Annotated in this window: 23 protein-coding genes and 1 tRNA gene; 15 read left to right on the top strand and 9 right to left on the bottom strand. The window is 42.1% G+C overall.

The annotated features are described in order from the left end of the window. The first annotated feature begins 124 nt into the window (after nucleotides 1–124). The 4 genes from L1D51_RS01880 (at nucleotide 125) to L1D51_RS01865 (ending at nucleotide 4,865) form a co-directional block, all read left to right on the top strand. Nucleotides 125–209, top strand: a tRNA-Leu gene (locus L1D51_RS01880). Nucleotides 210–1,221: 1,012 nt separating this feature from the next. Further along, nucleotides 1,222–3,393 carry a putative bifunctional diguanylate cyclase/phosphodiesterase gene (locus L1D51_RS01875; protein WP_055197696.1) on the top strand — a complete coding sequence of 724 codons (2,172 nt, stop codon included), beginning with the start codon at nucleotides 1,222–1,224 and terminating at the stop codon, nucleotides 3,391–3,393. Between the two features lie 46 nt (nucleotides 3,394–3,439). Then, nucleotides 3,440–4,453, top strand: a complete 1,014-nt coding sequence (locus L1D51_RS01870; protein ID WP_054562710.1) for a fatty acid desaturase — start codon at nucleotides 3,440–3,442, stop codon at nucleotides 4,451–4,453. A gap of 1 nt (nucleotide 4,454) precedes the next feature. After that, nucleotides 4,455–4,865, top strand: a complete 411-nt coding sequence (locus L1D51_RS01865; protein WP_055021203.1) for a GFA family protein — start codon at nucleotides 4,455–4,457, stop codon at nucleotides 4,863–4,865. A gap of 8 nt (nucleotides 4,866–4,873) precedes the next feature. Here the strand turns inward: L1D51_RS01865 and L1D51_RS01860 are convergent, their stop codons facing one another. The 3 genes from L1D51_RS01860 to rhlP all read right to left on the bottom strand — a co-directional run bounded on the left by L1D51_RS01860 (nucleotide 4,874) and on the right by rhlP (nucleotide 9,119). Then, nucleotides 4,874–6,064: an MFS transporter gene (locus L1D51_RS01860; RefSeq protein ID WP_055197700.1), complete on the bottom strand. Its 1,191-nt coding sequence runs from the start codon at nucleotides 6,062–6,064 to the stop codon at nucleotides 4,874–4,876. 96 nt (nucleotides 6,065–6,160) lie between these two features. Then, nucleotides 6,161–8,218 (bottom strand): TonB-dependent receptor, encoded by a 2,058-nt coding sequence (locus tag L1D51_RS01855; RefSeq protein ID WP_055197702.1) that lies wholly within the window; start codon nucleotides 8,216–8,218, stop codon nucleotides 6,161–6,163. Nucleotides 8,219–8,306: 88 nt separating this feature from the next. Continuing rightward, nucleotides 8,307–9,119 carry a rhombotarget lipoprotein gene (rhlP, locus tag L1D51_RS01850; protein ID WP_055021206.1) on the bottom strand — a complete coding sequence of 271 codons (813 nt, stop codon included), beginning with the start codon at nucleotides 9,117–9,119 and terminating at the stop codon, nucleotides 8,307–8,309. A gap of 514 nt (nucleotides 9,120–9,633) precedes the next feature. Here rhlP and L1D51_RS01845 point away from each other — a divergent pair. The 3 genes from L1D51_RS01845 to L1D51_RS01835 all read left to right on the top strand — a co-directional run bounded on the left by L1D51_RS01845 (nucleotide 9,634) and on the right by L1D51_RS01835 (nucleotide 11,581). After that, complete coding sequence (locus L1D51_RS01845) at nucleotides 9,634–10,077, top strand: hypothetical protein (RefSeq protein ID WP_055022156.1); 444 nt, start codon at nucleotides 9,634–9,636, stop codon at nucleotides 10,075–10,077. A 98-nt stretch (nucleotides 10,078–10,175) separates the two neighbouring features. Then, the gene (locus tag L1D51_RS01840) at nucleotides 10,176–10,490 is read left to right on the top strand and encodes a hypothetical protein (RefSeq protein WP_054562704.1); all 315 of its coding nucleotides are present in this window, start codon (nucleotides 10,176–10,178) and stop codon (nucleotides 10,488–10,490) included. Nucleotides 10,491–10,507: 17 nt separating this feature from the next. Continuing rightward, on the top strand, nucleotides 10,508–11,581 hold the full coding sequence (locus tag L1D51_RS01835) for an endonuclease/exonuclease/phosphatase family protein (protein WP_082401630.1): 1,074 nt from the start codon (nucleotides 10,508–10,510) through the stop codon (nucleotides 11,579–11,581). Nucleotides 11,582–11,644: 63 nt separating this feature from the next. Here L1D51_RS01835 and L1D51_RS01830 read toward each other — a convergent pair whose 3' ends face one another. Continuing rightward, nucleotides 11,645–13,021, bottom strand: coding sequence for an NAD-dependent succinate-semialdehyde dehydrogenase (locus L1D51_RS01830; RefSeq protein ID WP_054562702.1), 1,377 nt, complete (start codon nucleotides 13,019–13,021; stop codon nucleotides 11,645–11,647). A gap of 165 nt (nucleotides 13,022–13,186) precedes the next feature. On the opposite strand from L1D51_RS01830, the gene L1D51_RS01825 reads away from it, so the two are divergent. The 3 genes from L1D51_RS01825 to L1D51_RS01815 are packed head-to-tail and all read left to right on the top strand — an operon-like array spanning nucleotide 13,187 to nucleotide 15,331. Beyond that, entirely contained in the window at nucleotides 13,187–14,224 is a 1,038-nt protein-coding gene (locus tag L1D51_RS01825; protein WP_054562701.1) for an NAD(P)H-dependent flavin oxidoreductase, read from the top strand. Beyond that, a complete protein-coding gene (locus L1D51_RS01820; RefSeq protein WP_054562700.1) occupies nucleotides 14,221–14,787 on the top strand; it encodes a Crp/Fnr family transcriptional regulator in 567 nt (188 codons plus the stop codon). Before L1D51_RS01825 ends, L1D51_RS01820 begins: the two co-directional genes overlap by 4 nt. A 49-nt stretch (nucleotides 14,788–14,836) precedes the next feature. Continuing rightward, nucleotides 14,837–15,331, top strand: coding sequence for a YgjV family protein (locus tag L1D51_RS01815; protein WP_054562699.1), 495 nt, complete (start codon nucleotides 14,837–14,839; stop codon nucleotides 15,329–15,331). Between the two features lie 7 nt (nucleotides 15,332–15,338). Here L1D51_RS01815 and L1D51_RS01810 read toward each other — a convergent pair whose 3' ends face one another. Both L1D51_RS01810 and L1D51_RS01805 read right to left on the bottom strand, forming a co-directional pair. Then, complete coding sequence (locus tag L1D51_RS01810) at nucleotides 15,339–15,872, bottom strand: cytochrome b (RefSeq protein ID WP_054562698.1); 534 nt, start codon at nucleotides 15,870–15,872, stop codon at nucleotides 15,339–15,341. 81 nt (nucleotides 15,873–15,953) lie between these two features. Next, nucleotides 15,954–16,466, bottom strand: a complete 513-nt coding sequence (locus tag L1D51_RS01805) for an NUDIX hydrolase (protein ID WP_239962364.1) — start codon at nucleotides 16,464–16,466, stop codon at nucleotides 15,954–15,956. A gap of 214 nt (nucleotides 16,467–16,680) precedes the next feature. Between L1D51_RS01805 and L1D51_RS01800 the strand changes: the two genes are divergently transcribed. From L1D51_RS01800 to L1D51_RS01780, 5 genes are read left to right on the top strand one after another with little or no spacing between them, the layout of a single operon-like run. After that, complete coding sequence (locus L1D51_RS01800; protein WP_055197715.1) at nucleotides 16,681–18,021, top strand: sigma-54-dependent transcriptional regulator; 1,341 nt, start codon at nucleotides 16,681–16,683, stop codon at nucleotides 18,019–18,021. A gap of 10 nt (nucleotides 18,022–18,031) precedes the next feature. Beyond that, on the top strand, nucleotides 18,032–18,241 hold the full coding sequence (locus tag L1D51_RS01795; RefSeq protein ID WP_054562695.1) for a histidine kinase: 210 nt from the start codon (nucleotides 18,032–18,034) through the stop codon (nucleotides 18,239–18,241). A 22-nt stretch (nucleotides 18,242–18,263) separates the two neighbouring features. Next, nucleotides 18,264–19,742 (top strand): sensor histidine kinase, encoded by a 1,479-nt coding sequence (locus L1D51_RS01790; RefSeq protein ID WP_054562694.1) that lies wholly within the window; start codon nucleotides 18,264–18,266, stop codon nucleotides 19,740–19,742. Continuing rightward, the gene (locus L1D51_RS01785; RefSeq protein WP_054562693.1) at nucleotides 19,742–20,203 is read left to right on the top strand and encodes a response regulator; all 462 of its coding nucleotides are present in this window, start codon (nucleotides 19,742–19,744) and stop codon (nucleotides 20,201–20,203) included. The genes L1D51_RS01790 and L1D51_RS01785 overlap by 1 nt, the downstream gene beginning before the upstream one ends. A 50-nt stretch (nucleotides 20,204–20,253) precedes the next feature. Further along, nucleotides 20,254–22,221, top strand: coding sequence for a response regulator (locus L1D51_RS01780; RefSeq protein ID WP_239962362.1), 1,968 nt, complete (start codon nucleotides 20,254–20,256; stop codon nucleotides 22,219–22,221). Here L1D51_RS01780 and L1D51_RS01775 read toward each other — a convergent pair. The 3 genes from L1D51_RS01775 to L1D51_RS01765 are packed head-to-tail and all read right to left on the bottom strand — an operon-like array spanning nucleotide 22,184 to nucleotide 25,912. Further along, the gene (locus L1D51_RS01775) at nucleotides 22,184–23,206 is read right to left on the bottom strand and encodes a LacI family DNA-binding transcriptional regulator (RefSeq protein ID WP_239962360.1); all 1,023 of its coding nucleotides are present in this window, start codon (nucleotides 23,204–23,206) and stop codon (nucleotides 22,184–22,186) included. The two genes, L1D51_RS01780 and L1D51_RS01775, sit on opposite strands and share 38 nt — an antisense overlap. 21 nt (nucleotides 23,207–23,227) lie before the next feature. Further along, nucleotides 23,228–24,559 (bottom strand): glycoside-pentoside-hexuronide (GPH):cation symporter, encoded by a 1,332-nt coding sequence (locus L1D51_RS01770; RefSeq protein WP_239962358.1) that lies wholly within the window; start codon nucleotides 24,557–24,559, stop codon nucleotides 23,228–23,230. Between the two features lie 24 nt (nucleotides 24,560–24,583). Continuing rightward, nucleotides 24,584–25,912 carry a GH1 family beta-glucosidase gene (locus L1D51_RS01765; RefSeq protein ID WP_055197721.1) on the bottom strand — a complete coding sequence of 443 codons (1,329 nt, stop codon included), beginning with the start codon at nucleotides 25,910–25,912 and terminating at the stop codon, nucleotides 24,584–24,586. Between the last annotated feature and the right edge of the window lie 121 nt (nucleotides 25,913–26,033).

Here is a 26,033-nt window from a genome sequence, read left to right as displayed (position 1 = left end):
CGCTTGCCGCCTTACCCATTCTTTGTATAATGCTTGGCATAGAGACAAAAGCAATTAAAAAAGCTCTTGCTCTAAAGTGGTTTTTCTTTATCTTCTCGTGTTTAGAAGGTTAAAGAAAAATGAAGCCAGTATGATGGAATTGGTAGACATGACGGATTCAAAATCCGTTGCCTTCGGGCGTGGCGGTTCAAGTCCGCCTACTGGTACCACTTTTGAACCCTAGCCAATTGGTTAGGGTTTTTTTATGCCTGAAAAAAAGTAGTTAGCGGACTTGAGCGCCACGCAGGGCGTGACACTGGAATAAGTAAAAGTCCGCCTACTGGTATCACTTTTGAACCCTAGCCAATTGGTTAGGGTTTTTTTATGCCTGAAAATAGTAGTTAGCGGACTTGAGCGCCACGCAGGGCGTGACACTGGAATAAGTAAAAGTCCGCCTACTGGTACCACTTTTATGACCCCAGCAGATTTGCTGGGTTTTTTTTATGCCTGAAAAACCCCAGCCATCAGCTATCAGCTGTCAGTTTTTAGCTAGAGCGGTGCGGTTGTTGGGTTTTGAAACCACCCTTAGCAATTTAATTCGTAAAAGCATTGTAGGAGGTAGTTTACTGCCGAACCAGCAATGCTGAAAAATATAATTCATGGCTAAAGCCATTCCTACGGGTGCATTTAGCCTAGCGCCTAAAGCCTACAACTCAATTCTATATTTAGAGTTAATTAAAAGTTCAGCCATCAGCTGTCAGTTTTTAGCCGAACGGTGCGGTTATTGTTTTTTGAAACCATCCTCAGCAATTCAATTCGTAAAAGCATTGTAGGAGGTAGTTTACTGCCGAACCAAGAAAACCGAACCAGCAATGCTGAAAAACATAATTCATGGCTAAAGCCATTCCTACGGGTACATTTTGCCTAGCACCTAGCACCTAGCACCTAGCACCTAGCACCTAGCACCTAGCACCTAGCACCCAGAGCCTAACACCTATAACTCAAATCTAAGTACCAATTCAGGCTCTATTAAAGCAACTTTTGTTCTATTTCTAAGCGGTCAAGTTCAAACTATGCTTAATCTACAAATAACCACGAAAAATGTGTGCTTATTTGTTTGAAAATTAACCGTTTAAGACTAGAGTACGATGGTGTTTGAATACATCTTATAATACAATTTGTGGCCTTAAGAATAAGTGAAGTCAATCACTTAGTGCACATTATCGGGTAAGGTAGCTTAGCGTGGGTACATACGACTTAAAGCGTATTGTTGAAAGTATTTCAAATCTTAAAAGTGAGAACTTTTATAATGCAATATGCCTGTCTTTATCAGAAGTGCTTGGTGCTTCTCATGTTTTTTTAGCTCAAGTTGATGAGTTAACTCAACATGCGACGACCATCGCTTTGGCTGCGCATGACGAAATCATTGAAAATATCAGCTACGATATTCGTAGTACGCCATGTAATGATGTTAGTTGTGGCTGTATTTCAAGTTACAGCTCGGGTGTTCAGCAGCTATTCCCACATGATCAGCTACTTGTCGATATGGGCATCGAAGCCTATGTGGGTGTTCCACTACAAAGTATTTCGGGCAAAACCGATACTATCCTTGTCGCGCTATTTCAGCATGAAATAGGCGATGCACTACAGATTGAATCGTTCTTTTCGCTCTTTACTGGCCTTATCCAGCGTGAAATCGAAAAAGACCGTTTTATTGCTAAATTAGATTTCTCAAACCAACTGATTGAGCAAAGTCACGAAGCGATTTTTATTTGCGACCACAATGTACATATTACCTACGCGAATACCGCATTTACTAAAATGACGGGTTATTCGTTGGATGAAGTCTTAGGGCAAAATCCAAAAATTTTAAGCTCAAACAAGTATGACCCGCATTTTTATAAAGCAATGTGGCACCAAATTAATACTGAGGGAAAGTGGTCTGGTGAAATCACCAATAAAACCAAACAAGGTAAGTTGTACACGCAGTTTTTATCGATAACCAAAATGCAAAATAATGGTGAAGATTGCTATGTGGCGTTTATTTTGGATATCACCGAGAAAAAAGAAGCCGAGGAGAAAATTTATTTTCACGCAAACCACGACCAACTTACCGGCTTAACTAACCGTTTTTACTTTAAAGAGTATTTGTGCAAGCTAATATCGTCTTTGTCGTACCAAGACGATGCAAATACTAACCTAGCCGTGATCTACTTTGATGTTGATAAGTTTCAAGATATCAATACCGTTTATGGCTTAACCTTTGGTGATAAGGTTTTATGTGAGCTTGCAGAACGCCTCGACGGTAGCTTCAAAGAATCTGCTTTTTCGCGTATCGATGGTGATAGTTTTGCTATCTTACAAACTTATCAGCATGTCAGTGAACTTGAGCATGTTTGCAAGCAAATTACCGCGTTACTTGTTGAGCCTGTATCTATTGGCGGCATTAGTCAGCAGGTTTCAGTTACGCTGGGCATTAGTCAATTTGAGCAAGCTGGAACGGCGACTTCACAAGAAAAAATCGAAAAAATAGCCCGTCGCTTAGTTCGCCAAGCTGAGCTTGCCACCTTAAATGCAAAACAAACAGGCGATGAATATCTGTTTTTCTGCAAAGAGATGGATAACAAGGTTAAAAAGCACAACTTACTGGTTGAGCAGCTTACACAAGCCGTGAAGAACAACGATATTGAAGTGTATTTTCAACCTATTATTGATATTGAAAATAACACGGTCGCTAAATTCGAAAGTTTAGTGCGTTGGAACAACCAAGGACAATGGGTATCACCTGCCGAGTTTATTCCGCTTGCAGAAGAGTCGCGGGTGATTATTCCTCTCGGTGAGCTTGTGTTGATTAAAACCTGTCAGCAAATAAAAGCGTTAGAAGCACAAGGATATGAAAACTTTGTTTTTAACGTAAACCGTTCTTTATTTGAGTTTACTGAGTTTAATCCAGAGCGTAATGCATGGCTTGAAACCATTAAAAGCCAAGGGGTTAAGCCATCGCAAATTTCATTTGAATTAACCGAGAGTGTTTTAGCGCCAGAAAATACCAACCACCTAGACGTGCTTACGCAGTTGAAGCAAGCTGGGTGTTTAATTTCGCTAGATGATTTTGGTACGGGTTATTCGTCTCTTAGCTACTTGCGTCGTTTTCCGGTTGATGTACTTAAACTTGATAAGTCATTTATTGATGAAGTACATGTTGATTTAGGCGACGAAGCGCTGGTTAAATCGATTATCCAAATGAGTCGTGTTTTGGGTATTAAAGTCGTTGCTGAAGGGGTTGAAGAGCGCGAGCAATTGGCTGTGCTAACCGAAGCCGGTTGTGACTATATACAAGGCTATTACTTTTCTAAACCATTGCCAGCAAATGATGTAATTCCATTTTTAACGCAATTTTCTCGAGAGCAGTAGGTAATTACTGTATGATTTTGACATCAAACAGTTAGCAAAGCTTGTGATGTCAGAATTAACCGCAAAGCAAAACATAAAGGCGATTGTTACAGCCATTAAGGCCGAAGAGCAGTCGCTTAGAGCGCGTTTCCCTATACTCAACCAGCAAAATACACTTGCGATGTTTATTCTGCTGGTGTCGTTGTGCTCACTAATCGGTGTTGCAACACTTTATTACTTAGCGGTTATTCCCTCGTGGCTGTGTATCATTCTGGTTGCCTTTATTACCTCGGTATCGCATGAGCTTGAGCATGACCTTATCCACAAGCAGTACTTTAGTAATCGTCCTTTTATACATAACTTTATGATGTTAACCGTGTGGCTTATGCGGCCAAATACGGTTAATCCTTGGTATCGCAGAAAGATTCATTTACATCACCATAAAGTATCTGGCACGTCGCAAGACTTAGAAGAGCGTTTGGTGGGCAATGGCATTAAATCGCCATTTTTGAGAGCCTTGGTCATCACTGATGGCTTGCTAGGTTTGCTAGTTAATACCAAGCGATTTAGTAAAGAAATTAGCGGTTTTAAGTTTTTACGGGTATTTAATGCGGGCTTTCCGATTGCAACCGCATATTTTGCGATTCTTTATGGGGTAATTGCTTATTACGCTGTGCAGTTTTTGCAGCCATTTACATTGCCAGATTGGGGAGCTGAGTTATTGGCGATGGCAGAGTTTTTAATGGTGGTACTTATCGTGCCTAATATTATTCGTTCTAGTTCTCTTAACTTAGTGACATCTTCAATGCATTATTATGGCGGTGTAAATAACTTGCTTGAGCAAACGCATGTGATCACCAGCCGCTGGTTTTTACCGTTTCAGCTATTTTGTTTTGATTTTGGCCGAACCCATACAATCCATCATTTTGTGCCGAATCAGCCCTTTTACATTAGACAATTGATCAGCAAAAAAATACGTCCTATTATGGCCCAGCACGGGGTACGTTTTAATGACTTACAAAGCTTAAAACAGGCTAATCATTACCCTGTAAAAGGGCAATCATCTCAACAAGGAGTTTAATATGAAGGTCACTGGTCGTTGTCATTGTGGTGAGGTAACTTATCACGCAGAAGTGGATGAAAATAAAGTGATTAACTGTCACTGCACTGACTGTCAAATTATCTCGGGTGCGCCATTTCGTACTGTTGTTGTGTCTGTGCCTGATGGGGTTACTTTTACAGGTGCTGAGCCAAAAGAATATATAAAAATTGCCGAGAGTGGTAATCAGCGTGCGCAAGGGTTTTGTGGTAACTGTGGTACAGCCTTGTACGCGACTTCTGTAGGAGCTGGCGAGCGTATTTATGGCTTACGTATTGGCGCCGTAGAGCAAGCTGATGAGCTTATTCCAAAAGCGCATATTTGGTATCGCTCATATAAACCTTGGCTAGATAACCTAAGTAATATGAGTGCCTTTGAAACCGCACCTAAGTAGCTGCGGTTTTATTTCTCTTGTTGGTCGATAGTGATATTTCGGCCGCTTAAGTAACCAAATAAAGCACACAGCAGGCTAGATGCAATACACAGCCAAAGTGCTCCTGCCCAGTTATTAAAATAACTATGTAAGGCGCCCGCAATAATAGGGCCTGTTGCAGCCAATAAATACCCGATACATTGTGCCATACCCGATAACGCTGCAGCTTGCATTGAGTCATGAGTGCGCAGGCTTACAAATGATAAGCCCAATATAAAACAGGCACCTGAGCAAAAACCTAAGGTGACTGACCAAAGCATCGCAAAGCTAGGCGCAACTAATAATCCAACAGAACAAAGCGCGCCAAGTAATGCCAAGCTTAGGGTTAAGATGCGTTGATCTTTTAATTTGGCAAGTAGTGGAATAAGCACAATACCTGGTAGCGCTGAGGCTACTTGAAAGGCGCCTTGCAAAGCACCCGCGTGCTGCGCACTGTGGCCGCCTTCTATTAAAATGCTGGGTAGCCAACCTAGCATGATATAAGTGAAAAACGAGTTAAAGCCGAGCAATAAGGTGATTTGCCAAGCAAGTGCAGAGTGCCAAATTTTGCTTTGTGTATTGTTCGACACATGTGCCTGTTTTGGCATGGTATGTTGCTTAAGTTGTGGTAACCACACCACAATAGCCAGCACAACCAATAAGGCATAACTGGCAAGCGCCAATTGCCAACCAAGGTCTTTATACTCAGCCAGCGGAATGATGAGTGCTGAATAGCTGCCACCAAATATGCCCATTGCCAAAACATAACTAGACGTCATTACTGCCACTTTGTGTGGAAAGTCTCGTTTTATCAGGCTTGGCAATAACACATTACCAATCGCGATACCGACACCAATCACTGCAGTGCCAATAAATAATACGGTGGCAGAATCAATAACACGAGAGACAACCCCTATGCCTATTAATACAAGGGCAATGAAAAGTGATACTTCAAGGCCACATTTTTTAGCAAGGCTTGCTGCCATAGGTGAAGCAATAGCAAATGCAATTAAAGGTAAAGTCGTCAACATGCCTGCTTGTGATGCATTTAACTTAAATTGATCAATGATCTGTTCAAGTACTGGAGCAATACCAGTGATAGGGGCTCGCAAACTGGCTGCAATAAGAAAAATGCCCAGCACTAAAAGAAGGTTACGAATTAGATTTTGAGAAGATGACACGCTGTTTAGGAACTATAGTAATAGGTACATTTATCATACCAAAACACTAAACAGCGTGGGTGAACTATGAGATAGCTCACCAAATAATGCGGTTATTTAAAACTGATAACTTGCTGATAACATGGCGTTGCGCGGTCTACCCGGAAAGTAGCGATCGCCACTAAATGTTGTGTAGTCAGCGCGCTCTGCATAACGTTCGTCGGTTAAATTGTTTATACGTGCAGTCACAGTAAAGTTAGCTGATAGCTGCCACGCCGCTCTTAAGTTTACTAATGAGTGACCTTCGTAGCTATGCTGGTTTTCAGGATCAGTAAAGTAGCTGCTGGTGGTATGTAGCTCAAGCCCAACACGCGTGATGTCGTTTGCTTGCCAAAGTAGTTGTAAGTTAGCGATGTTACGCGGTGCAGTATCAATGAGATTACCATTGATATTAACCCCGCTGAGTAATTGGTCATAACTGTATGTATGCTTGGCGTGGCTCGCGGCTAACTGCATCGATAAGCTTGGCGTAATGGCATAGGCTAACTCAAGCTCAATACCACGATGCTGGGTTTGGCCATCATTGACGTAATAAAAATCACTGTCGCGGAAAATCGTGTTCTTTTTATTCATTGCATAAATGCTAACTACATAATGCAGTTGTGCTTGTTGACCTTTTAAACCTAGCTCGAGGTTTTTAGCTGTTTCAGATTTCAGATCTGCGACATTTTGTTCGCGTTGTAACTGATAAAGCTCTGCCGCTTGCGGTGCTCGATAACCTTCTGAAGCATTGGCGTAGATAAACTGGTTATCAGCATATTGATAGCTTAAACCAAGCTTAGGTGAAAAGTTAGTAAAGCGATTTTCGCCGCTTTCTGGTCGAGAATAGCGGCATCCGCCCATTGCGCATGCTGTACCATCTTCTTTTGTGCGACCAGCCAACATATGGTTGTCGTAGTCATAACGCATACGCTCGTATCGACCACCAAGGCTGATGAGTAACTCATCAAGTTGCCAATCAAGATTCACAAATGGTGCTAATAGGGTGCTAGTTACTTGATAGTCGTAATGTTTTCCTTGAGGCACGGTGGCAACTAAAAACGCTGAGCCTTGAGTTGGGCTATACTGATATTGTAAAAAATCAGCATCCGTAAGCTCACCATCAAAGCCAACTGTTAAGAGGCTAGAGCCTGTTAACTTATGCTGCCAGCTTGATTGAAGGCCAACACCTTGCTGAGCATTTTCTTCAAGGGGAGTACCCGGTAAAAAATGCTTAAAGAAGGTCATGTTTTGATCGCGGATATAAGGCGTTAGGGTAAAGCTGTTAGCCTCATCTTGTGTCCAATTTAGCTTGGACCAAACACGCAAAGAGCGAGCTTTACGAAATGCATCAGGATCAAAATTAGACTGAGCTATTTGCTCATCCTTATAGCTTTCAAAGCCTTCGATGTAACCAGCCGTTTGTTGATCTAAATGGGTGTAAGTCAGGCCTGTATTTACACTTAGTTTTTCGCCATCAAAACGGTGACGCAGTGATAGCTTTTCTTGATCAACACTTTCGTCATCACGATAACCCGTATCTCGGGTGATCGTGGCATTAATGCCTAAACCTTGCTGGCCAAAGTCACGGCCCGTACCAAGTTTGTAGCGAGTGTAGCCAAACGAGCCGTAATCAAAACCAAGTTGGTTGTGGTCATAGGTTGTATCTGGCGTGATCACGTTGACTACACCATGGACTGCGTTTGAACCGTAAAGAGCAGAGCCCGGGCCTTTCAGTACTTCGATACGTTCAGCCATTTCAGTGTGGGCTTCGAATAACTCATTGATGTTGCAAAAACCAGCTGCGCGAAGTGGAATACCATCTTCAGCAGTAAGTAAGCCTCCGCATGCACCTGCGCCAGAAAGTACAGGTGAACGTAAAGCGGGTAAATACTCCTGGCCATTACCGTGTTGAAGATTAGCACCGGCCACTTGCTTAAGGGCTTGTTCAATATGAGTAGGAGCGATAAGCGCCAGTTGCTTTTGTGAAATACTGCTGACCACAACAGGCAAAGGATCTGCCAACACTTCGCTGCGCGAGGCGGTCGTTGTAATATGTTCTAGCTCATTATTAGCGAAAGCTTGATGGTTAAACAATGAGGTGCTCACAAGCACTGAGAGTATCGACAACTTCATGAAAACCCTTTGGTTAGGTACAACAAAAACCAAAGGGTAACTGCTTTTTAGGATGGGTAAAAGCTTTCGCGATTAATAACTTTGTCTGTTATGCGCTACGGCGATGTACGGCAAAACCAGCCAGTGCTGCAACTAACCAGAACAAGCTACTGCCGCTACTGCCGTTTCTGTGCGTGACATTAGCTACTTTTTCTTCTTTAACGCGGGTTTTAAATTGCGCCAATTCAGTATCTAGATTTGTGATCATGTCATCAACAGCGCCATTAAAGCTTGCCAGCGATTGCTCTTTAGCGACTTCATCGATGCCAATCGCTGTGCTGCGTTGCTCTGCTTTATGTATACCTGGAGCGCGAAACAGCATTTTTCGGCTTTTTACATCAAATACGGCGGTATCTACAAAGGTTTGTACTGAGTTTTCATTGCCCGGAATCACATATAAACCAACAATCGTTAGATATAAAAAAGCGGCGTTATTTTCTAAGCTTTGCGACACTTGGTCGTACGAAACAAGGGCCATAATATCCACATCATATAATCGTGATACTTGCTCTAATGCGGTAAATCCTTCGCCGCCTTTTAAATAAGTACTTGGGATCACTTCAATGCGGTCAATATAGTCATATTGCATAAACTGCTTTTTAACTTTGTTCAGCAGTGCCACTTCGTCACCGTGGTGTAAGCCATCATTGTACTTGTTAGGAATAAAGGCAATCCCAACAGTAGCAGGTAAGTTTAAAGTTGGGATCGTTGCTTGGTGTGCCGCTCTGTCTTGCTGGTCTGGGTAAAGGTACTCAACCAATGAACTTGATTGCGTTTTTTGATTGCCATATTGGCTCATCATGGCACTACAGCCCGTTAGTGCAGTAATGCTAATGACCAAACACCATTTTAGTAGATTCATAAATTATCCTTATTATGTAGTGAGGAAGCGTTTGTTTATGTTGCAAATATAACGACAGACGCCCCAAACGGAACTGTAACTCAGACTCGATTTTTCGTAAATAGTGCCAAAGTAGTTTAAAGAAATGTAAAGGTTAGCTTTCTAATGTGTTGATATATACCCAAGCCACCTCAAGATGCAGAATTCAGCGTTTCACAGGTGCTTAATATCAAGGCGTTACTTTGCAAGAATGGCATCCCCTTTTAAGAAGTAACAACGATGAGAGTAAGTGCCTGTGAAGCGCCCAAAGGGTTGGTTTAAAAGCGATTTATACTGCGTTATTGATTTTAACAATAGAACCACTATTACTTGCAATCAATGCCTTGCCTAAATCGCTTTTAATTCCAACTGAAACTCGCATCTTGAGGTGGTTTGGGTATATAAGTAGTTAAGTTTTTAAATTGTAACCCTTCATCTATGATTCAGGCTAAAACGTTAGGCTTTTTACCAAGAGCAAACGTTGAGGGTCTCTATTATGAATAAATTACTTACTATCTCAGTTGCCGTTTTAGGTTTGAGTTTGATACCTATGGAAGCAAACGCGAAACATGATCGTGACCATGATAGATACGAACAAAAACACGAACGCAAAAAGCACAAAAAACACCACAAGCATAAAAAACATCACAAGCATCACCATCATGACAGATATGATCGTTACGATAGATACGACCATTACAGCTACCGTGATTTACCACCCGGTTTATACAAAAAAGTAGGGCATGGTGGTGGCTTACCACCAGGTTGGTATAAGCGTTATCATCATGGTGATATTCTTGACCGAGATATATATCGTCATGGGCGAGTGATTAAACGTCGCGACCGAAATGGTATTATTGCCATCGAAATCGACGACCGCCTTATTCATCTAGTACACGATACGCGAGAGATTCTATCAATCGTTACTCGCCATCGTTAATTCTGTCAAAAGCCGCTTAGCGGCTTTTTTTAGCTGTTTCATACCCAGTTCAGAAAAACTTGCTACGCTTAACTAGGACTAACAAAAGGAGCACTCGTATGAAAGCATTGTTAACAGTTGCAGTGATTGGTTTAAGCCTAGTGACGGCTGGCGCACTTGCAAAAGACAAGGATAAGGACAAAGGTAAAAGTCTGCCACCTGGCCTTGAAAAGAAGCTTGATAATGGTGGTGATTTACCACCCGGTTGGCAGAAGAAATTACGCAAAGGCGATATTCTTGACCGTGATATTTACCGCCGCGGTAAAGTGATTAAATCACGAGACAGAGATGGTCTAATTTCAATTCAAGTAGACGATACTGTCGTGCGTTTAGTGGAAGATACCCGAGAAATTATTTCTATTTTGAGTCGCTAATTTTGCTTGAATCGATCATGACTTATGGATTGAGTTCACTATTGGCCATGCTGCTAGTGGTCTCAATCTTGCCATTTTCATATTCCCAACATTATTTAATTCGCAGTTGTGACTTTGTACGCTTGCAAGTGGTTTACCTTGCTTGTGCGAGTTTAATTGCTGCAAGCTATTTAATCAGTCGTACGGGATCAATGCTTTATATTGGTTGTGCTCTGGCGAGTATCATCGTGCTGCTTTTACAAGTTGGCTGGATTTATCCTTACACAAGACTAGCTAATAAGGAAGTTGCCTCAAGCAATAAAAGCGATAAGCACAGTATTCGTATTATGTCGGCAAATGTACTGATGTCGAACACCGAATATGCCAAACTAATTGGCTTAGTCAAAACGCACCAACCTGATTTCCTCATTACGTTAGAGTCTGATCAAACTTGGCAAAATAAACTGAGCAGTTTAGAAAAAGAGTACCCATATCGTGTCTACTGCCCAAAAGATAATCGTTATGGCATGCACTTGTACAGCAAGTTTAAAATTAAACAACAGCAAGTTTGTGAGCTTATAGAAAGCGACATCCCCTCAATTCATATTTTGTTTGAAGATGCAGATGGCGTAGAAGTACAAGGGCACTTTATTCATCCTGCTCCCCCGAGCCCCACAGAAGAAGACAGCTCACGACCGCGTGATACTGAGCTGATAATTTTAGCTAAAGCACTTAAAAACAGACAGCGACCTTGTATTGTTGCCGGTGATCTAAATGATGTTGCTTGGTCGCGGAGTACCCGCTTGTTTATGCGTATTAGTGGTTTGTTAGACCCACGCAAAGGTCGCGGCTTTTTTAATACGTTTCATGCCAGTTATTTCTTTATGCGCTGGCCGCTTGATCACCTTTTTCATAGTAATGAGTTTAGCGTTAAGCGTATTGAGCGTTTGGCAAAATATGGCTCAGACCATTTTGCACTACTTACTGAACTTGTTTATAACCCCGATTCTGACAATCAAAAACAACAAGAGCAGATTGATAAAGAAAAAGCAGTGGATGAGTTAAAAATGCCAGCAGCGTCTAAGCAGCAAGTGCCAATGTTTAACAAGTGATAACCTTATTCAGGGCGGACAATTAGATATAAGAAAGGGCTCTAATGAGCCCTTTCTTTGTGGTTAGTCGTTGACCATAATGGTTTTGATATTAACAAATTCACGTAGCCCAAAGCCGCCGTGTTCACGACCATAGCCACTGTCTTTTACACCACCAAATGGTAAGTTCGGTTGCGCAAGGCCATAACCATTAATATTCACCATACCGGTATCAAAATGATGCTTTGCAAGCTCAATAGCTGCTTGTTCGTCTTTTGAGAAAATACCGCCACCAAGACCATAGCGAGAGTCATTAGCAATTTGCATTGCCTCATCATTATCTTTTGCCCTGATAAGCGATGCTACAGGTCCAAATAATTCATCATCATAGGCGGGCATGCCCGGTTTAATGTTTTCAAGTAGAGTCGGGGTGTAATAAAAGCCTGTGTGCTCAGCAACTTTACCGCCAGTAACAATGCTCGCACCTGCATTGACTGAATCAGTCACTTGCTGATGAAGTTTATCGCGCAAATCTTTACGGGCCATTGGACCGAGCGTGGTTTTTTCATCATTCGGGTCACCAAGAACAACTTGTTCAAATTGATCTTTAATTAAGGCTTTAAAATCATCGTATAAAGCATCAACCACAATAAAGCGTTTTGCGGCAACACAGGTTTGCCCGTTATTGATCAAACGCCCTTGTGTACATGCGGTAATCGCCGTATTTAAGTCAGCATCATCAAGTACAACATAGGCATCGTTACTACCAAGCTCAAGTACCGTTTTCTTAACCTGTTTACCTGCAAGCTCAGCAACTTTTTTGCCTGTTTCGTCGCTACCAGTAAATGTCACACCTCGAATAGCTGAGTGCTCAATCAGTTTGCTTGCGGTTTTTCCGTCAATCAGTAAGTTTTTAAAGCAATAGTCATCAAAGCCTGCTTGAGTAAATAACTGCTCAATTTTTTCAGCCATGCCAAATACATTACCAGCATGTTTTAGCACTGTAGTATTGCCCGCCATGATATTCGCGCAAGCGTAGCGAATGACTTGATAAAGCGGGAAGTTCCAAGGTTGGATACCTAAAACGACACCGATTGGTTGGTAGCTAATAATTGCACGGCCGTCTTGCATATCTCGTTTTTCATCAGCAAGCACTTTTGGCCCTTGTTCTGCGGTATAGCGACAAATTGCAGCGCATAATTCAACTTCTTGTAGGCCTTGCTGATATAACTTGCCCATTTCATCGGTCATCAATTGCGCTAATTCTTGTTGATTAGACTCAATCACTTGTGCAAGTTGATTGAGTAATTTAGCGCGCTGTTCATGGGATGTTGTGCGCCACTTTAAAAAAGCTTGATGACATTGGTCAACTTCACTCTGTGCTTGTTGCAATGATAATAAATTATACGTATTTAAGGTTTGCTCATTGGCTGGATTGATTGTAGTAACAGTATCAGTCATCATTATCTCCTTACAAAATTGTAGGAAAAGGTTTGCAAGGCTAATACCTAATTTTCGATATCCTAGCTATCTGATTTAATTGACTTTTATTTTAACTTAATATTAGCTAGGCACTCTTTTTCTGTAAAAACTGCAACAGGCTGCAAAACTTACAAGGAATACGTAATGATAAATTCTGTGTTAAATACCGAGCTTGCGATTATTCAAGCGCCGATGGCAGGTGTGCAAAATGCCAAACTGACAGTGGCTGTGTGTGAAGCAGGGGGGCTTGGCTCGTTACCTTGCGCTATGCTATCGGCTGAGCAACTTGTCTCAGAGCTTGATTACATTAGTCAGCATACGGATAAGCCGTACAATCTTAATTTCTTTTGTCATCAAACACCTGACTATACACTGGCTCAGCAAACTGCTTGGCATAATGTGCTTGAGCCTTATTTTGATGAGTTTGCTGTCGATGCCTCACAATTTACCCGTAACGCTTCACGCCAGCCAATTAATCAACAAGTGATCGATATTATCGCGCCTTATAAGCCCGCTGTTGTGAGTTTTCATTTTGGTCTGCCCAGTAAAGAGATTGTTTCTCAGATTAAAGCGTGGGGCGGGGCTGTTCTTTCATCAGCCACAACGCTTGACGAAGCGCGCTGGTTACAAGCAAATGGTGCCGATGCGGTTATTGCACAAGGGATTGAAGCTGGTGGTCACCGAGGTCATTTTTTATCGATGGATTTATCGCTGCAACCAACCACAGCGCAATTAGTGCGAGAATGTGTAGAGCTTGAAATACCGGTTATTGCAGCAGGTGGAATTTGCTCAGCTGAAGATGTAGCTCAGTACCAAGCATTAGGTGTATCTGCTGTGCAGGTGGGGAGCGCTTATTTACTTTGCGAAGAAGCGACAACAAGTGCTTTACATCGTGAAGTATTAAAAACGGCTAAGCCAGACTCAACAGAATTGACAACCTTATTCTCTGGTCGCCCAGCACGAGGAATACGCAACAGAGTGATGCAAGAGTTAGGGGCGATGCCAGAGCAAGCGCCGCCCTTTCCATATGCATCGATTGCGATGACGGCATTACGTGCAAAAGCAGAGACTAAAGGCGACAGTGGTTTTTCTCCGCTTTGGTGTGGTGAGCGCTTTGTGGTTCGAGAAGGGGTTAACGCCCAGCAAATTACTGAATTACTAATGCAAGGTTGGCAATCTTGACAGATACCCAGTTACTTCCGCTCGGTGATAGTTATCATCAGCTAGCCGGTGAATTTCGTAACAAACTTGCAGGGCAATGCGCTATAAAGCGGTACGCTAAAGGTGATGTTTTATTGCAGCAAGGCGACGAACAAGATGCAGGTTACTTAATTATATCTGGGGTGCTTGGGGCATTTCATGCATCCTCGCAGGGTACGCAAAAGTGTAAAGAGTTTTACTTTCAAGATGAATTTGCACTGCTTTATGGTAACTGGTTAATTAAAACCCCAGCGCTTTATCAGCTAAAAGTAATACGTGATGCTGAGCTTATTAAGGTGCCTTTGGCTTTACTTGATAGTGCCGACTGGCAAGCAATAAAACATCAGTTAATTAGTCAGCAATTATTGTTTAAAGAAGCAAAAGAAGCGTTTTTATTACTCAATACCCCTGAGCAGCGTTACCAATATTTACTAGAACAAAAGCCGCATTGGCTTGAACAACTGAGTTTAAACGAAGTTGCTATGTATTTAGGGATCTCTGCGATTTCTTTATCGCGAATTAGACGGCGTCTTAACTTAAGTTAAGGCGCAGCAAAATAGTGAACATTACACTGCTGGTTTTTCAGGAGTCGTTATGTTTATTTTATCTCAGTGCTTAGTTGCCATTGCCACATTACTCGATTTGGCTTCATTTCAGTTTAAACAAAGGCAGGCAATTTTAGCTTGTTTGTTTAGCTCGGTTCTACTGACATCTGTGCACTTTATGCTGCTCGATAACTTCAGTGCAGCGAGCTTAATGCTGATTGCAGCACTACGTTATGGCTATTGTATTTTTGCCCGCAAAACCTGGGTGATGATAGCTTTTATGCTTTTGAGTATTAGCGCAGTACTATTTACTTGGCAAAGCTGGGTTAGCTTTATCGCGCTGTCGGCAACGTTACTGCAAACTTATGCTTCATTCCAAGGCAAAGATTTTACCTTACGCATACTGATGATTGTTGGCACGATTGGTTGGATAGCCCATAACACTTTGGTTTTTTCACCACTAGCAGTGGTAATGGAAACGGTATTTTTAATAAGTAATTTAGTGGGCTTATGGCGTTTTTATGCTCACCCTAAGCCCGCTTAAATTTGATTTAAGACTTACCTAGCATGCGACTAAGCATGCCATCTTTGTCAACAAACTGGTGTTTAAGTGCTGCGGCAATGTGTAAGGCTAAAATCACCACGATAATAAGCACTGAACTGTGATGCACAAAGCTGCCTGCATCAGCAAGCCAAGGTGTTTTCTCTGGTGCGCTCAATAGCTCAAACTCAAAGAAGCTAATTGCACGACCACCCGCATAGCTCATGATAAAACCAGATAACGGCATAGCTAGAGTTGCAAGTAATAATAAGCCATGAGTGAGGTGAGCAATCGCTGTTTGCCATTTAGGCATTGCAGATGTCGCGGGTAATGCACCTTCTTTAATACGCCAAATAAGCCTTGCAATGGCAAAAACTAATACCACTAAGCCCATTGATTTATGCCAACCCATATAAGTAAATTTAGCGGGTGGCTCGGCAAAATCAGCAACATAAATGCCCATCGCGAATACGCCGATAAACAAAATGGCAACGGTCCAATGTAAAAGGATGGTTGGTTTTGAAAGGGGGGCTACCTTACTCATGGTTTACTCTCATAATTGGCTTTAACTATAAGTATAGACTGCCACAATATCTGATGGTTGCGTAAAGTAATGTAAAATAACTTAAAGAGTGTCAGCAATGAGCTTTAATAAAAAGGTCTCGCGCTGAATCGATAGTCCCTGTTTATCACTCATTGTCATAGTGGTTTCGTTGTGTGCGATGGCATCAAAAATATTCACCCACTTAGGGTGCATGCCATTTTGCACTTCGTAATGCTCCATTTTAGGATCTGCAAATTCATCGCTAATTTCACAGAAGTAGCAATAGGATTTGATATGAACACAATCAAAGTCGTCTTTATACCAAGGCCTAACTTCTTCGTATAATCCTAATGGTTGCTTTATTTTAATTTGTAGTGCACCTGTTTCTTCATGTAACTCTCGTAGAAGCCCTTGCTCAATGCTTTCGCCTTCATCAACGCCACCACCAGGTAGGCTGTAGTCATCATAACGGGCGGTGTATAAAAGTAGTATTTGTTCACCTTTTAAAACAATGGCGCGGGCAGTGTGACGAATGAACACCGTTCCATAGTCATTACTTAAATTTGGGTGAATTACTTTTCTTAATAACTTCATAGGATTACAACTTTAAATTAATGCAAGTACAGCTTAGCTTAATATTGAACGTGCCATAATAACCTTTTTTTCGCATTTAATTCATTATGCTTACCCCAAATTGAAACTAATAAGGTAATATAACTGGAATTAAGAACTATTTAGGTATCTAACGTTTAGTTTTATTTTCGAAAAAACTTTGCGTAGAATGGTAGAAAAAGCTTAGGAAATTAATATGTTGAACGTACTTTTAGTTGATGATGACAGTGAATTTAGCGATGTAGTTTGTCATATAGTTGAGTTCCTAGGACACAATATAAATACCGCAGCGAACCTTGCTGAAGCTGAGCAATGGTTTGAAAACAACACGTTTGATCATGTCTTTTTAGATTTTATGTTGCCAGATGGCAGCGGCCTTCATTTACTAGAGCACTTAAAAGCTATCGGTCAATCGCCTCGTGTTACGTTAATTTCAGGTCACCCTTCAGTAAAAGGTAAGTTGGCTGAAATGTGTGAGCCAAATGTCGGCCACCTAGTTAAGCCACTGCAACGTGAAGATATTGAGCGTGTACTTAACCCTAAAAAAGCAGCCCCTAAGAAAAAAGCAACGCCAGCGATTAAACGCCACTTCGGCACTCTAATAGGTGAATCTGAGGTGATGCAAAAGCTTTACACTATGATTGAACGAGTCGCGGCCACTTCTGCCAATGTAATGTTGATGGGTGAAAGTGGTGCTGGTAAAGAAGTGGTTGCTCAGGCAATTCACAACGCCACTGAGTGTGATGGCCCTTTAGTGGCAACTAACTGTGGTGCATTTTCAAAAGAGCTGATTGGTAGCGAGCTTTTTGGCCATGAAAAGGGTGCATTTACAGGCGCGATTGCGCGTAAAGAGGGGGTGTTTGAGCAAGCTGCTGGTGGTACTTTATTTTTAGATGAAGTAACTGAAATGCCAATTGATATGCAGCCAAATTTACTGCGCGTGCTTGAAAGCAAAAAAGTAACTCGAGTGGGGGGTACCAAAGAGCAAGCAGTTAATTGCCGTGTTATTTCTGCAACAAACCGCACCTTGACCGACCTTGCGCAAAACAATGTTATCCGTGAAGACATTTACTTTCGTTTAGCGGTATTCCCCATTGATATTCCACCGCTTCGTGAGCGCAAAGAAGATATTCCACTGCTTGCCAATGCCTTTTTAGAGCAGCTTAATGAAGAAAACGGCACCGACTTTAAATGGCAAGCGGTGCAAATCAAAGAGCTTGAAGCCCATGATTGGCCAGGTAACGTGCGTGAGCTTCGCCACGCTATTCACCGCGCCTTTATTATGAGTGACCCTAAAGGCACAGCTATTACTTTACCTGAATCGCTAGAGTCGCCATTTTCTAAAGTGAATAAAGAGAGCCAAGCAAACCAAGTTGTTGCAGGGCAAACCATTGAAGAAGTTGAAAAAGAATTGATCCACGCTACTTTAGATAAAGTACAAGGTAACAAGACGATTGCAGCACAAATGCTGGGGATCAGTACGAAAACACTTTATAACCGTTTAAATGCTTATGGAGGCATTGGCGAATACAAATAAAAGGATAGCTATGAATAATAACGAGTCTTTACGAAAAATGGTACACGATGCCCGTGCGCCGCTGAACCGTATCTCAATGAATGCAGAGTTAGTTAAGCTCGTATTAGAAAATGATATGCCAAAACAAAAAGCATTAGAGGCATTAAATAAAATAATAGCTAATTGTCAGCAGTGTAGTGAGCACTTACAAGAAATAAGTGACACTCACGCTGCAGATTAAGCACTCATAGATTAGGAAGCAAATGCAAAAACAAAAAGGAAAGATAGCGGTCAATTGGGCAGGCTTTATAGCTGTGGTGCTCTGTATTGTGGTGGCTAATGCGTTTTTAGCTCTTAATAGCATTCGCTCACTCACCGAAACACAAAGTAGTCTTGATAACACCAATTCGCTCAACACCGCGATTGAGCGTTTGCACTTATCTGTGGTGCAAGCTGAGTCAGGTCAGCGTGGTTATTTACTTAGTGACCGAGAAGATTATTTACTCCCTTACAATGATGCAATCGCTTCAATGCAGGCGCAGATCATGCTTGTGAAAAGTTTGCACTCAGAAATTGAAGGGCAAGCAGACCGCATTGCTCGTTTAATACATTTGGTAAACGACAAAGTGGCGGTAATGACTAAAACAACTGATCTGGCCCTTGCAAATAAAGACGTTAAGGCTCGCCGCTTGTTACTAACAGACCAAGGTCGCGATCTATATAAAGATATTCGTACAGCAGTTGATGAAATACAAATGCGAGAGCTTAACTTTAAGATAGAGCAGTTTGCAAAGCTCTCGCAAATCAAAAACGAAGCGAAGATTACATTTGCTATTACGGCTGTGACCAGTACCTTATTGATTATAGGTATGTTTGTATTAACACGTATCAACTTACGCAACCAAGCTAAATACAGAGCTGAGCTTGAAAATCAAAACGAGAATCTAGCGGCAAAAGTTGCAGAACGTACGCAAGAGCTAACTATCTATTCTGATGAGCTAAGCCGCTCAAACAGAGAGCTTGAAGACTTTGCTTTTGTTGCAAGTCATGATTTACAAGAGCCACTGCGTAAGATCCAAGCCTTCAGTGACCGCCTTGAAAAGATGTTCAAAGATGAACTAGGTGAAAAAGGCATCGACTATATTAGCCGGATGAAAAATGCGGCTCAGCGTATGTCTAATTTAATCAATGACCTGCTTGAGTTCTCACGCGTAACCACCCGTGGTAAAGATTTTACTGATACTGATTTAAATGAAGTTGTTGCAGAAGTTCTTGATGATCTTGAAATTGCGATAAAAGAATCTGAAACTACGGTTAATCTTGATACTTTACCGCATATTCAAGCCGATCCAAGCCAAATGCTGCAATTGTTCTTAAATATTCTTTCAAATGCGGTGAAGTTTAGACGTGAGAATGTTGCGCCTGTGATTGATATTATATACCAGCGAACGTCAGAATTTAGCGAAGCTCACAATAGTGATGTGGAGTGGGAAGTTATTACCATTTCAGATAACGGCATCGGCTTTTCTGAAGAGTATCTTGAAAAAATATTTGTTCCGTTTCAGCGACTGCATGGTCGTTCTCAATATAAAGGTACAGGCATAGGTTTATCGGTTTGTCGTCGTATTGTTGAGCGTCATGGCGGAGAAATAACCGCAAGCAGTCGCGTTGGTGAGGGTGCAAGCTTCACCCTTAAACTACCCGTGGAAGCATCGCTTTTCACATTACAAGGAGAGGCGTAATGCCACTTAATAAAGTTAAACCAATTACCATTTTAATGGCTGATGACGACGAAGATGATCGTTTATTAACCCAAGATGCATTGGCCGAAAGCCGTGTATTGAACGAGCTGTTTTTTGTTGAAGACGGTGTAGAGTTGCTTGAATACCTTGAGCGTAAAGGCAAATTTAGTGAAAAAGAAAACTCGCCTCGTCCGGGCTTGATTTTACTCGATTTAAATATGCCGCGTATGGATGGCCGAGAAGCATTACAAGCCATCAAAGCCAACCCTAACTTAAAGGGTATTCCAGTAGTGATTTTAACCACATCAAAACAAGAAGAAGATATGGTTAAAGGCTACGACTTGGGCGCTGCATCATACATCACTAAACCGGTTACTTTTGAAGGTTTAGTTGAGTTAATGCAAACACTAGGGAAATACTGGGTAGAGTTTGTAGAGCTACCACCCTCGCAGAACGACTAAGTCCAATTCGCATAAATACTTAATTAAGCTAATTGGAATAAGGAATAAGAATGTTAGACAAGGTAACCCGATTACTCTTAGTAGAAGACGACGAAGACGATTATATTCTTACTTGCGACTACCTAGACCAATTAGGTTCCCATACATTCGATGTTGAGTGGTTAAGTTGCCCTGAAGAGGCCATTAGTGAGCTTAGCGAAAACAAACATGATATTTGTTTGTTAGATTATCGCTTAGGCGCATCAGATGGCCTCGAAGTACTAAAACGGGCTGTGGCAAATGGCTTTCGCGGCCCGATTATCATGCTTACCGGGCAATCAGATGAAGCTCTCGATTCTGCAGCGCTCGATGCCGGTGCGGTTGATTATCTGGTTAAAAGCGAGATGAACTCTAGCCGCTTTGCCCGTGCTATACGCTACGCTTTAGCTCGCCGAGATGTTGAAGATGAGCGTGTTGAACGCTTAAAAGCAGAAGCTGAAAACCGATCTAAAGACCGCTTTTTGGCCCATTTGAGTCATGAGTTACGTACACCTCTGTCTTCTATCTTGGGTTACACTGAGTTACTCATGCAAAGTGATAAAAATCAGCATGCTCAAAATGAGTTGGGTGTGATCTACCGAAATGGTAAACACTTACTGAGTTTACTAAATGATGTGCTCGACCTATCAAAGATTGCTGCCGATAAACTGGAGCTCAATTGCAGTGATGTTAACTTAGATAGCCTAATGGCTGACGTCTATACCTTAATGCGCGTTTCTGCGCTTGATAAAGGCTTAACTCTTAAGTTTGAGTCGCAGCAAGCTCTGCCTTTAGTTATAAACACAGACGCTACACGGTTACGCCAAATCCTCATTAACATCATCAACAACGCAATCAAGTTTACCAACCAAGGCGAGATCACAGTGCGAGCTTGGACTGCTTGGGTTAATGAACGAGAAATGCTGTTTTTTAGTATTAAAGACACAGGCCTTGGTATTCCAGCTGAAAAACAAGCACTGATTTTTAAACCATTTGAACAAATTGCCGATGTAGAATCACGAGATGTCGGTGGAGCAGGATTGGGCCTTGCTATTTGTTCAGAGTTACTTAGTCGTATGCAAGGCTCTATTGAACTTGAATCAACGCAAGGGGTGGGCTCTGAATTTACCCTTTCGATTTACCCTGGCAATGTTCGAGATATTGAACGCCAAGTGCTGCGCTTTGATTCAAACCCCGATTGCCAGCAAAAACTAGCAACGTTAAAAACCACTGGGCGAGTGTTGGTGGTCGACGATCTAAAAGATTTACGTAATCTCGTTGGTCATATGATCACCAGTACTGGCGCAGAAGTGGATTATGCCGAGCACGGTAAACAAGCAATTGAAAAAGTAGCTAATGCAGAGCAAGCGGGTAAGCCTTTTGATATTGTATTTATTGATTTGCATATGCCGGTTATGGGCGGCAAAGAAGCCACTATTGAGCTTCGTAAAATGGGTTATCAAGGGCCGATTATTGCACTTACCGCCGCCACCATGAAAGGGGTGAAAACTGAGTTAAGCGCGCTTGGTTTTAACGATATGATTGCAAAACCGGTTGATTCTGGGCTGCTTTACCAAGTGCTCAATCATTACATTTGCGAAGGCAATACTGCACCTGTGGTTGAGCAAGACGACAGTCCTGAAGTGACATTACAAAGCACACGCTATTTATTGGTTGAGGACGACAGTGATGCGGCGCAAATCACTCAGTTATTGCTTGAAAGCTTAGGTGTTGAAACTGTTATAGCGCCAAGTTGTGCTGCATGTCTTGCAACCCTGAGTGACGATCAAAACTTTGCTAAAGTGTTACTCGATATGCATTTGCCGGATGGTGAAGGGCTTGATTTAGCCCATGAGATAAAACAGCGCCACCCTGACTTAAATCTAGTCATTGTTAGTGGCGCAGAGCCAGAGCCAGAAAAAATTGAACAACTTGAGATTGAACAAGTGTTATTAAAGCCGATTAACCTTGGCTTGTTATCTGAGCTGATTGGCGGCTAATTGAATGTCTAACTATCAGCTCTGGTTCAAATAGCGTTTGTAGTGGTGGGGTTTGTTTTTGATAAACATGATTTAACACCCAATCTGCTGCCATGCGACCCATCTCATCTATTGGGTAATTAACGGTGCTCAATTGTGGGTAAACGTGACGGGTGAAAAATACGTTATCGTAACCCATAATCGACAATTGCTTAGGTAAAGTTAACCCTAAATCCCGCGCGCTAGCCATGGCGCCTACAGCCATTTCATCATTGGCACAGATGAGCGCTGTGAATGGATGCGTTTGTTGATGAAGTGCTTTTAAACCTTCGTAACCACTCGCTTCCATGAAGTCACCTTGGAATAATAGGTTTTCATCAAACTCAAGATCAAACTCAGCAAGGGCCTGTTTATGTCCTTCTAGACGGTCTTTGGCATCTTGTTTCCAAAGCGGCCCGCTGATGTAGGCAATATTTTTATGACCTTGCTCTAACACATGCTTCGCCGCTAAATAGCCACCTTTAATGTTGTTAAGCAAAATACAGCGGTCACTGAGTTCGCTGATATAGCGGTTGATCAAAACAAACGGCGTCCGACCTTTACTGAGTTTTATAAGGTAGTCGTCGCTGACCGCTTCAACATGCAAAATAAGGCCATCACAGTTACGGCTAATTAAAAATTCAATCCCTTGTTTTTCGCGTTCTTCATCACTGTGACCCGCAGCAATAATCAGATGTTTGCCTTGGTTACGAAAGGTATTTTCAATGCCGCTCATCATAGGCCCGTAAAACGGACCCTGTAATTCAGAGACCAGTAGGCCAACACTGTTCGAGCAATTTGATGCCAATGACTGAGCAATTGAGTTAGGTCGATAGCCAAGTTCATCCATTGCGGCAGTGACTTTTTTACGTGTTGCATCACTGACATTTGCATTGTTGTTCATTACTCGTGAAACGGTTGCAAGAGAAACACCTGCAAGTTTCGACACCTCGTAAATGGTGGCCATGTTATTCCTTTTTAAACAAAATTATGGATGCTGCTTTGACGATAAATCGGCACTGATCTGCTCAACCGTTTGGTTATCCAGAATATACCTTTTCATTATGAAAGCGACAAGCATACTACCTATTGCTGGGTAAAGGGTAAACGAAATTAAGATACCTGAAAGCGTGTGTTCACTGAGTTCGGTATTAGCTTCATAGCCATAAAATGCCAGTAACCAACCTGCAATGGCACCGCCAAGGGCAAGACCAAGCTTAATAAAAAAGACCACGCTTGCGTAGACTAGGCCTGTTAGCCTTTCACCGGTTTTCCATTGCCCGTAATCTATGGTGTCGGCCATTTTTGCCCACAGTAGCGGGGTTGCCATTTGCGTGAAGAAACACCATAAAAAATACACCGCAAAGGCAAGTATCAGCTGTTCGCCCGGCAACCAAAATGCCACGCAACTAATAGCTGCAGAGATATATTGTAAACGAATATAGGCGGTTTTCTTATCAACACGTTTGCTGAGTGGGTTTGCACAGGCACAGCCCAAAATATTACCTATCATGCCGATGGTAACAAAGTAGGTGACTAGCTCTGCTTCACCAAGTACATATTTTACATAGTAAATGGCAAGGGTAGTGCGTAGTACCATACTGGTTAACAACATAAATGCTGCAAAGCACAACACTTTAAATGGACTATTTTGCCATAGTGTGTTCATGCGGGTTTTCCAGCTCAACGATGAGCTGTTATGCGCCGCTACGCGCTCTTTGGTAAAGCGAAAACAAATTAAGAATAAGATCACACCTAAGCCGCTCATCAGGGCCATCGTGAGTTGGTAGCCCGTAGCGTTATCACCTTTGCCAAGCCAGTTTACCAAAGGTAAAGTACAGGCACTGACAATTAAGCCGCCCAGCATACCAAACACAAATCGATAAGATTGAATGGATACTCGCTCTTTCGGGTCGCCACTTAATACCCCACCTAACGCTGAGTAAGGAATATTAATCGCGGTGTAAACTAGCATCAGCAAAGTGTAAGTGACAAAGGCGTAAATGACTTTGCCTGACTCTGGTAGGTCTGGTGTGCTGAAGGTGATCATGCTGATCACCCCAAATGGTATAGCAAGCCAAAGCAAATAGGGGCGATAGCTTCCCCACTTAGTGCGGGTTGAATCAGTTAAAGCTCCCATTAATGGGTCGGTAATTGCGTCAACGATTCTCACCACCAAAAACAAGGTGCCAACAATCGCGGGTGAAATACCAAAAATATCAGTATAGAAAAAAGTTAAAAATAACATCACCGTTTGAAAGATGATATTACTTGCTGTATCGCCTAATCCGTAGGCTATTTTTTCTCTTTTTGTCAGCATGTGTGTTCTCGATTGTTGTTATTTTTATCGCTGTTTGAGCAGCGCGCGATATTGTTTTGCGCTTTCTTTTAAAATGCGTTGTTGGCTTTGATAGTCAATATAAACTAACCCAAAGCGCTTTTCGTAGCCATACGCCCATTCAAAGTTGTCCATTAAGCTCCACGCAAAGTAGCCTTGAATATCGACGCCTTGGCGAATTGCATCACATACCGCATTTAAGTGAGTGTGATAATAATCTACTCGTTCTATATCGTTCACTTCACCATTTTCTAACGTATCGGCCATGGCTGCGCCATTTTCGGTAATATACATTTTTGGTAAATCATATTGCTGATGAAGTGATACCAAAAGCTCAGTTAAACCTTGTGGGTAAACTTCCCAGCCCATATCGGTGACGCGAACATCCGTAAGGTTTGCTTCTTCAAACCAGCCATCAGCGGTATTTTTGTAGTGTATGCGGGTATAATAGTTAACGCCAATAAAGTCGACAGCTTGACTAATAATCGCCATATCGCCAGCAATTATAATTGGTTTAACTTCATCTGCTAAATCATCCAGTAACGATGGGTAAGCACCTTCTAAAACCGCTTTGATATACCATTGATTATGGTATTGATCAGCAAGCTCAGCGGCTTTTTTATCATCGGCGGTTAAAGGATAAGTTGGACTGAAGTTTAATACGATACCCGCTTCTGTGTCAGGGCAGTTTTTACGTAATACTTGCATAGCAAGGCCGTGGGCAAGTAATAAGTGGTGCGCTGCTTGTCGGCCAGCTTGTTGTGATTTTATGCCAGGTGCATGTACACCCACCTCATAACCTAAATAAGCACTACAAAATGGTTCGTTCAAGGTGGCGAATGAATCAACCAAATGGCCTAAATGTTGAGTAACAAGCTCGGTATATTCTTTGAATTTATAGGCCGTATCGCGGTTTAACCAACCGCCATTATCTTCAAGGTATTGAGGTAAATCCCAGTGATATAAGGTGACGTAGGTCTTAATATTACGTGCTTTTAACGCCGATAATAGCTGAGCGTAAAATGCCATACCTTGCTCGTTAACCGAGCCATCTTGCTGCATGACTCTCGGCCACGAAATAGATAAGCGGTAAGCATCGACAGCCAAATCTGCAATCATCTCGATATCTTGTTGCCAGCGTGCAACATGATCACAAGCTACATCGCCATGGCTGTTATCTGCAATGGTGCCAGGCTTTTCGCAAAATGTATCCCAGATGCAATCGAGGCGCTTATCGCGTGCCCCTTCAATCTGGAATGAGGCTGTTGCCACACCGAACGTGAACTCGGGCTTGAGTAAAGATGAATCTGGTAACAGTGAAATTGATTTATACACAGTTGATACTCGTCCTTCGGGTTAAGTGTAAGGCTTGGCTAATTAGAGCTTAGGCTCAACTGTAAGCGCTTACAATTTTTCTGCAAATAAATTGCTAAATATGATTTATATGTTATAAATG

It is taken from the genome of Pseudoalteromonas shioyasakiensis, assembly GCF_022398475.1.
Classification (GTDB): Bacteria; Pseudomonadota; Gammaproteobacteria; order Enterobacterales; family Alteromonadaceae; genus Pseudoalteromonas.
The sequence above is the reverse complement of the archived record's forward strand: the minus strand, read 5'-3'. Positions and strand labels throughout refer to the sequence as shown.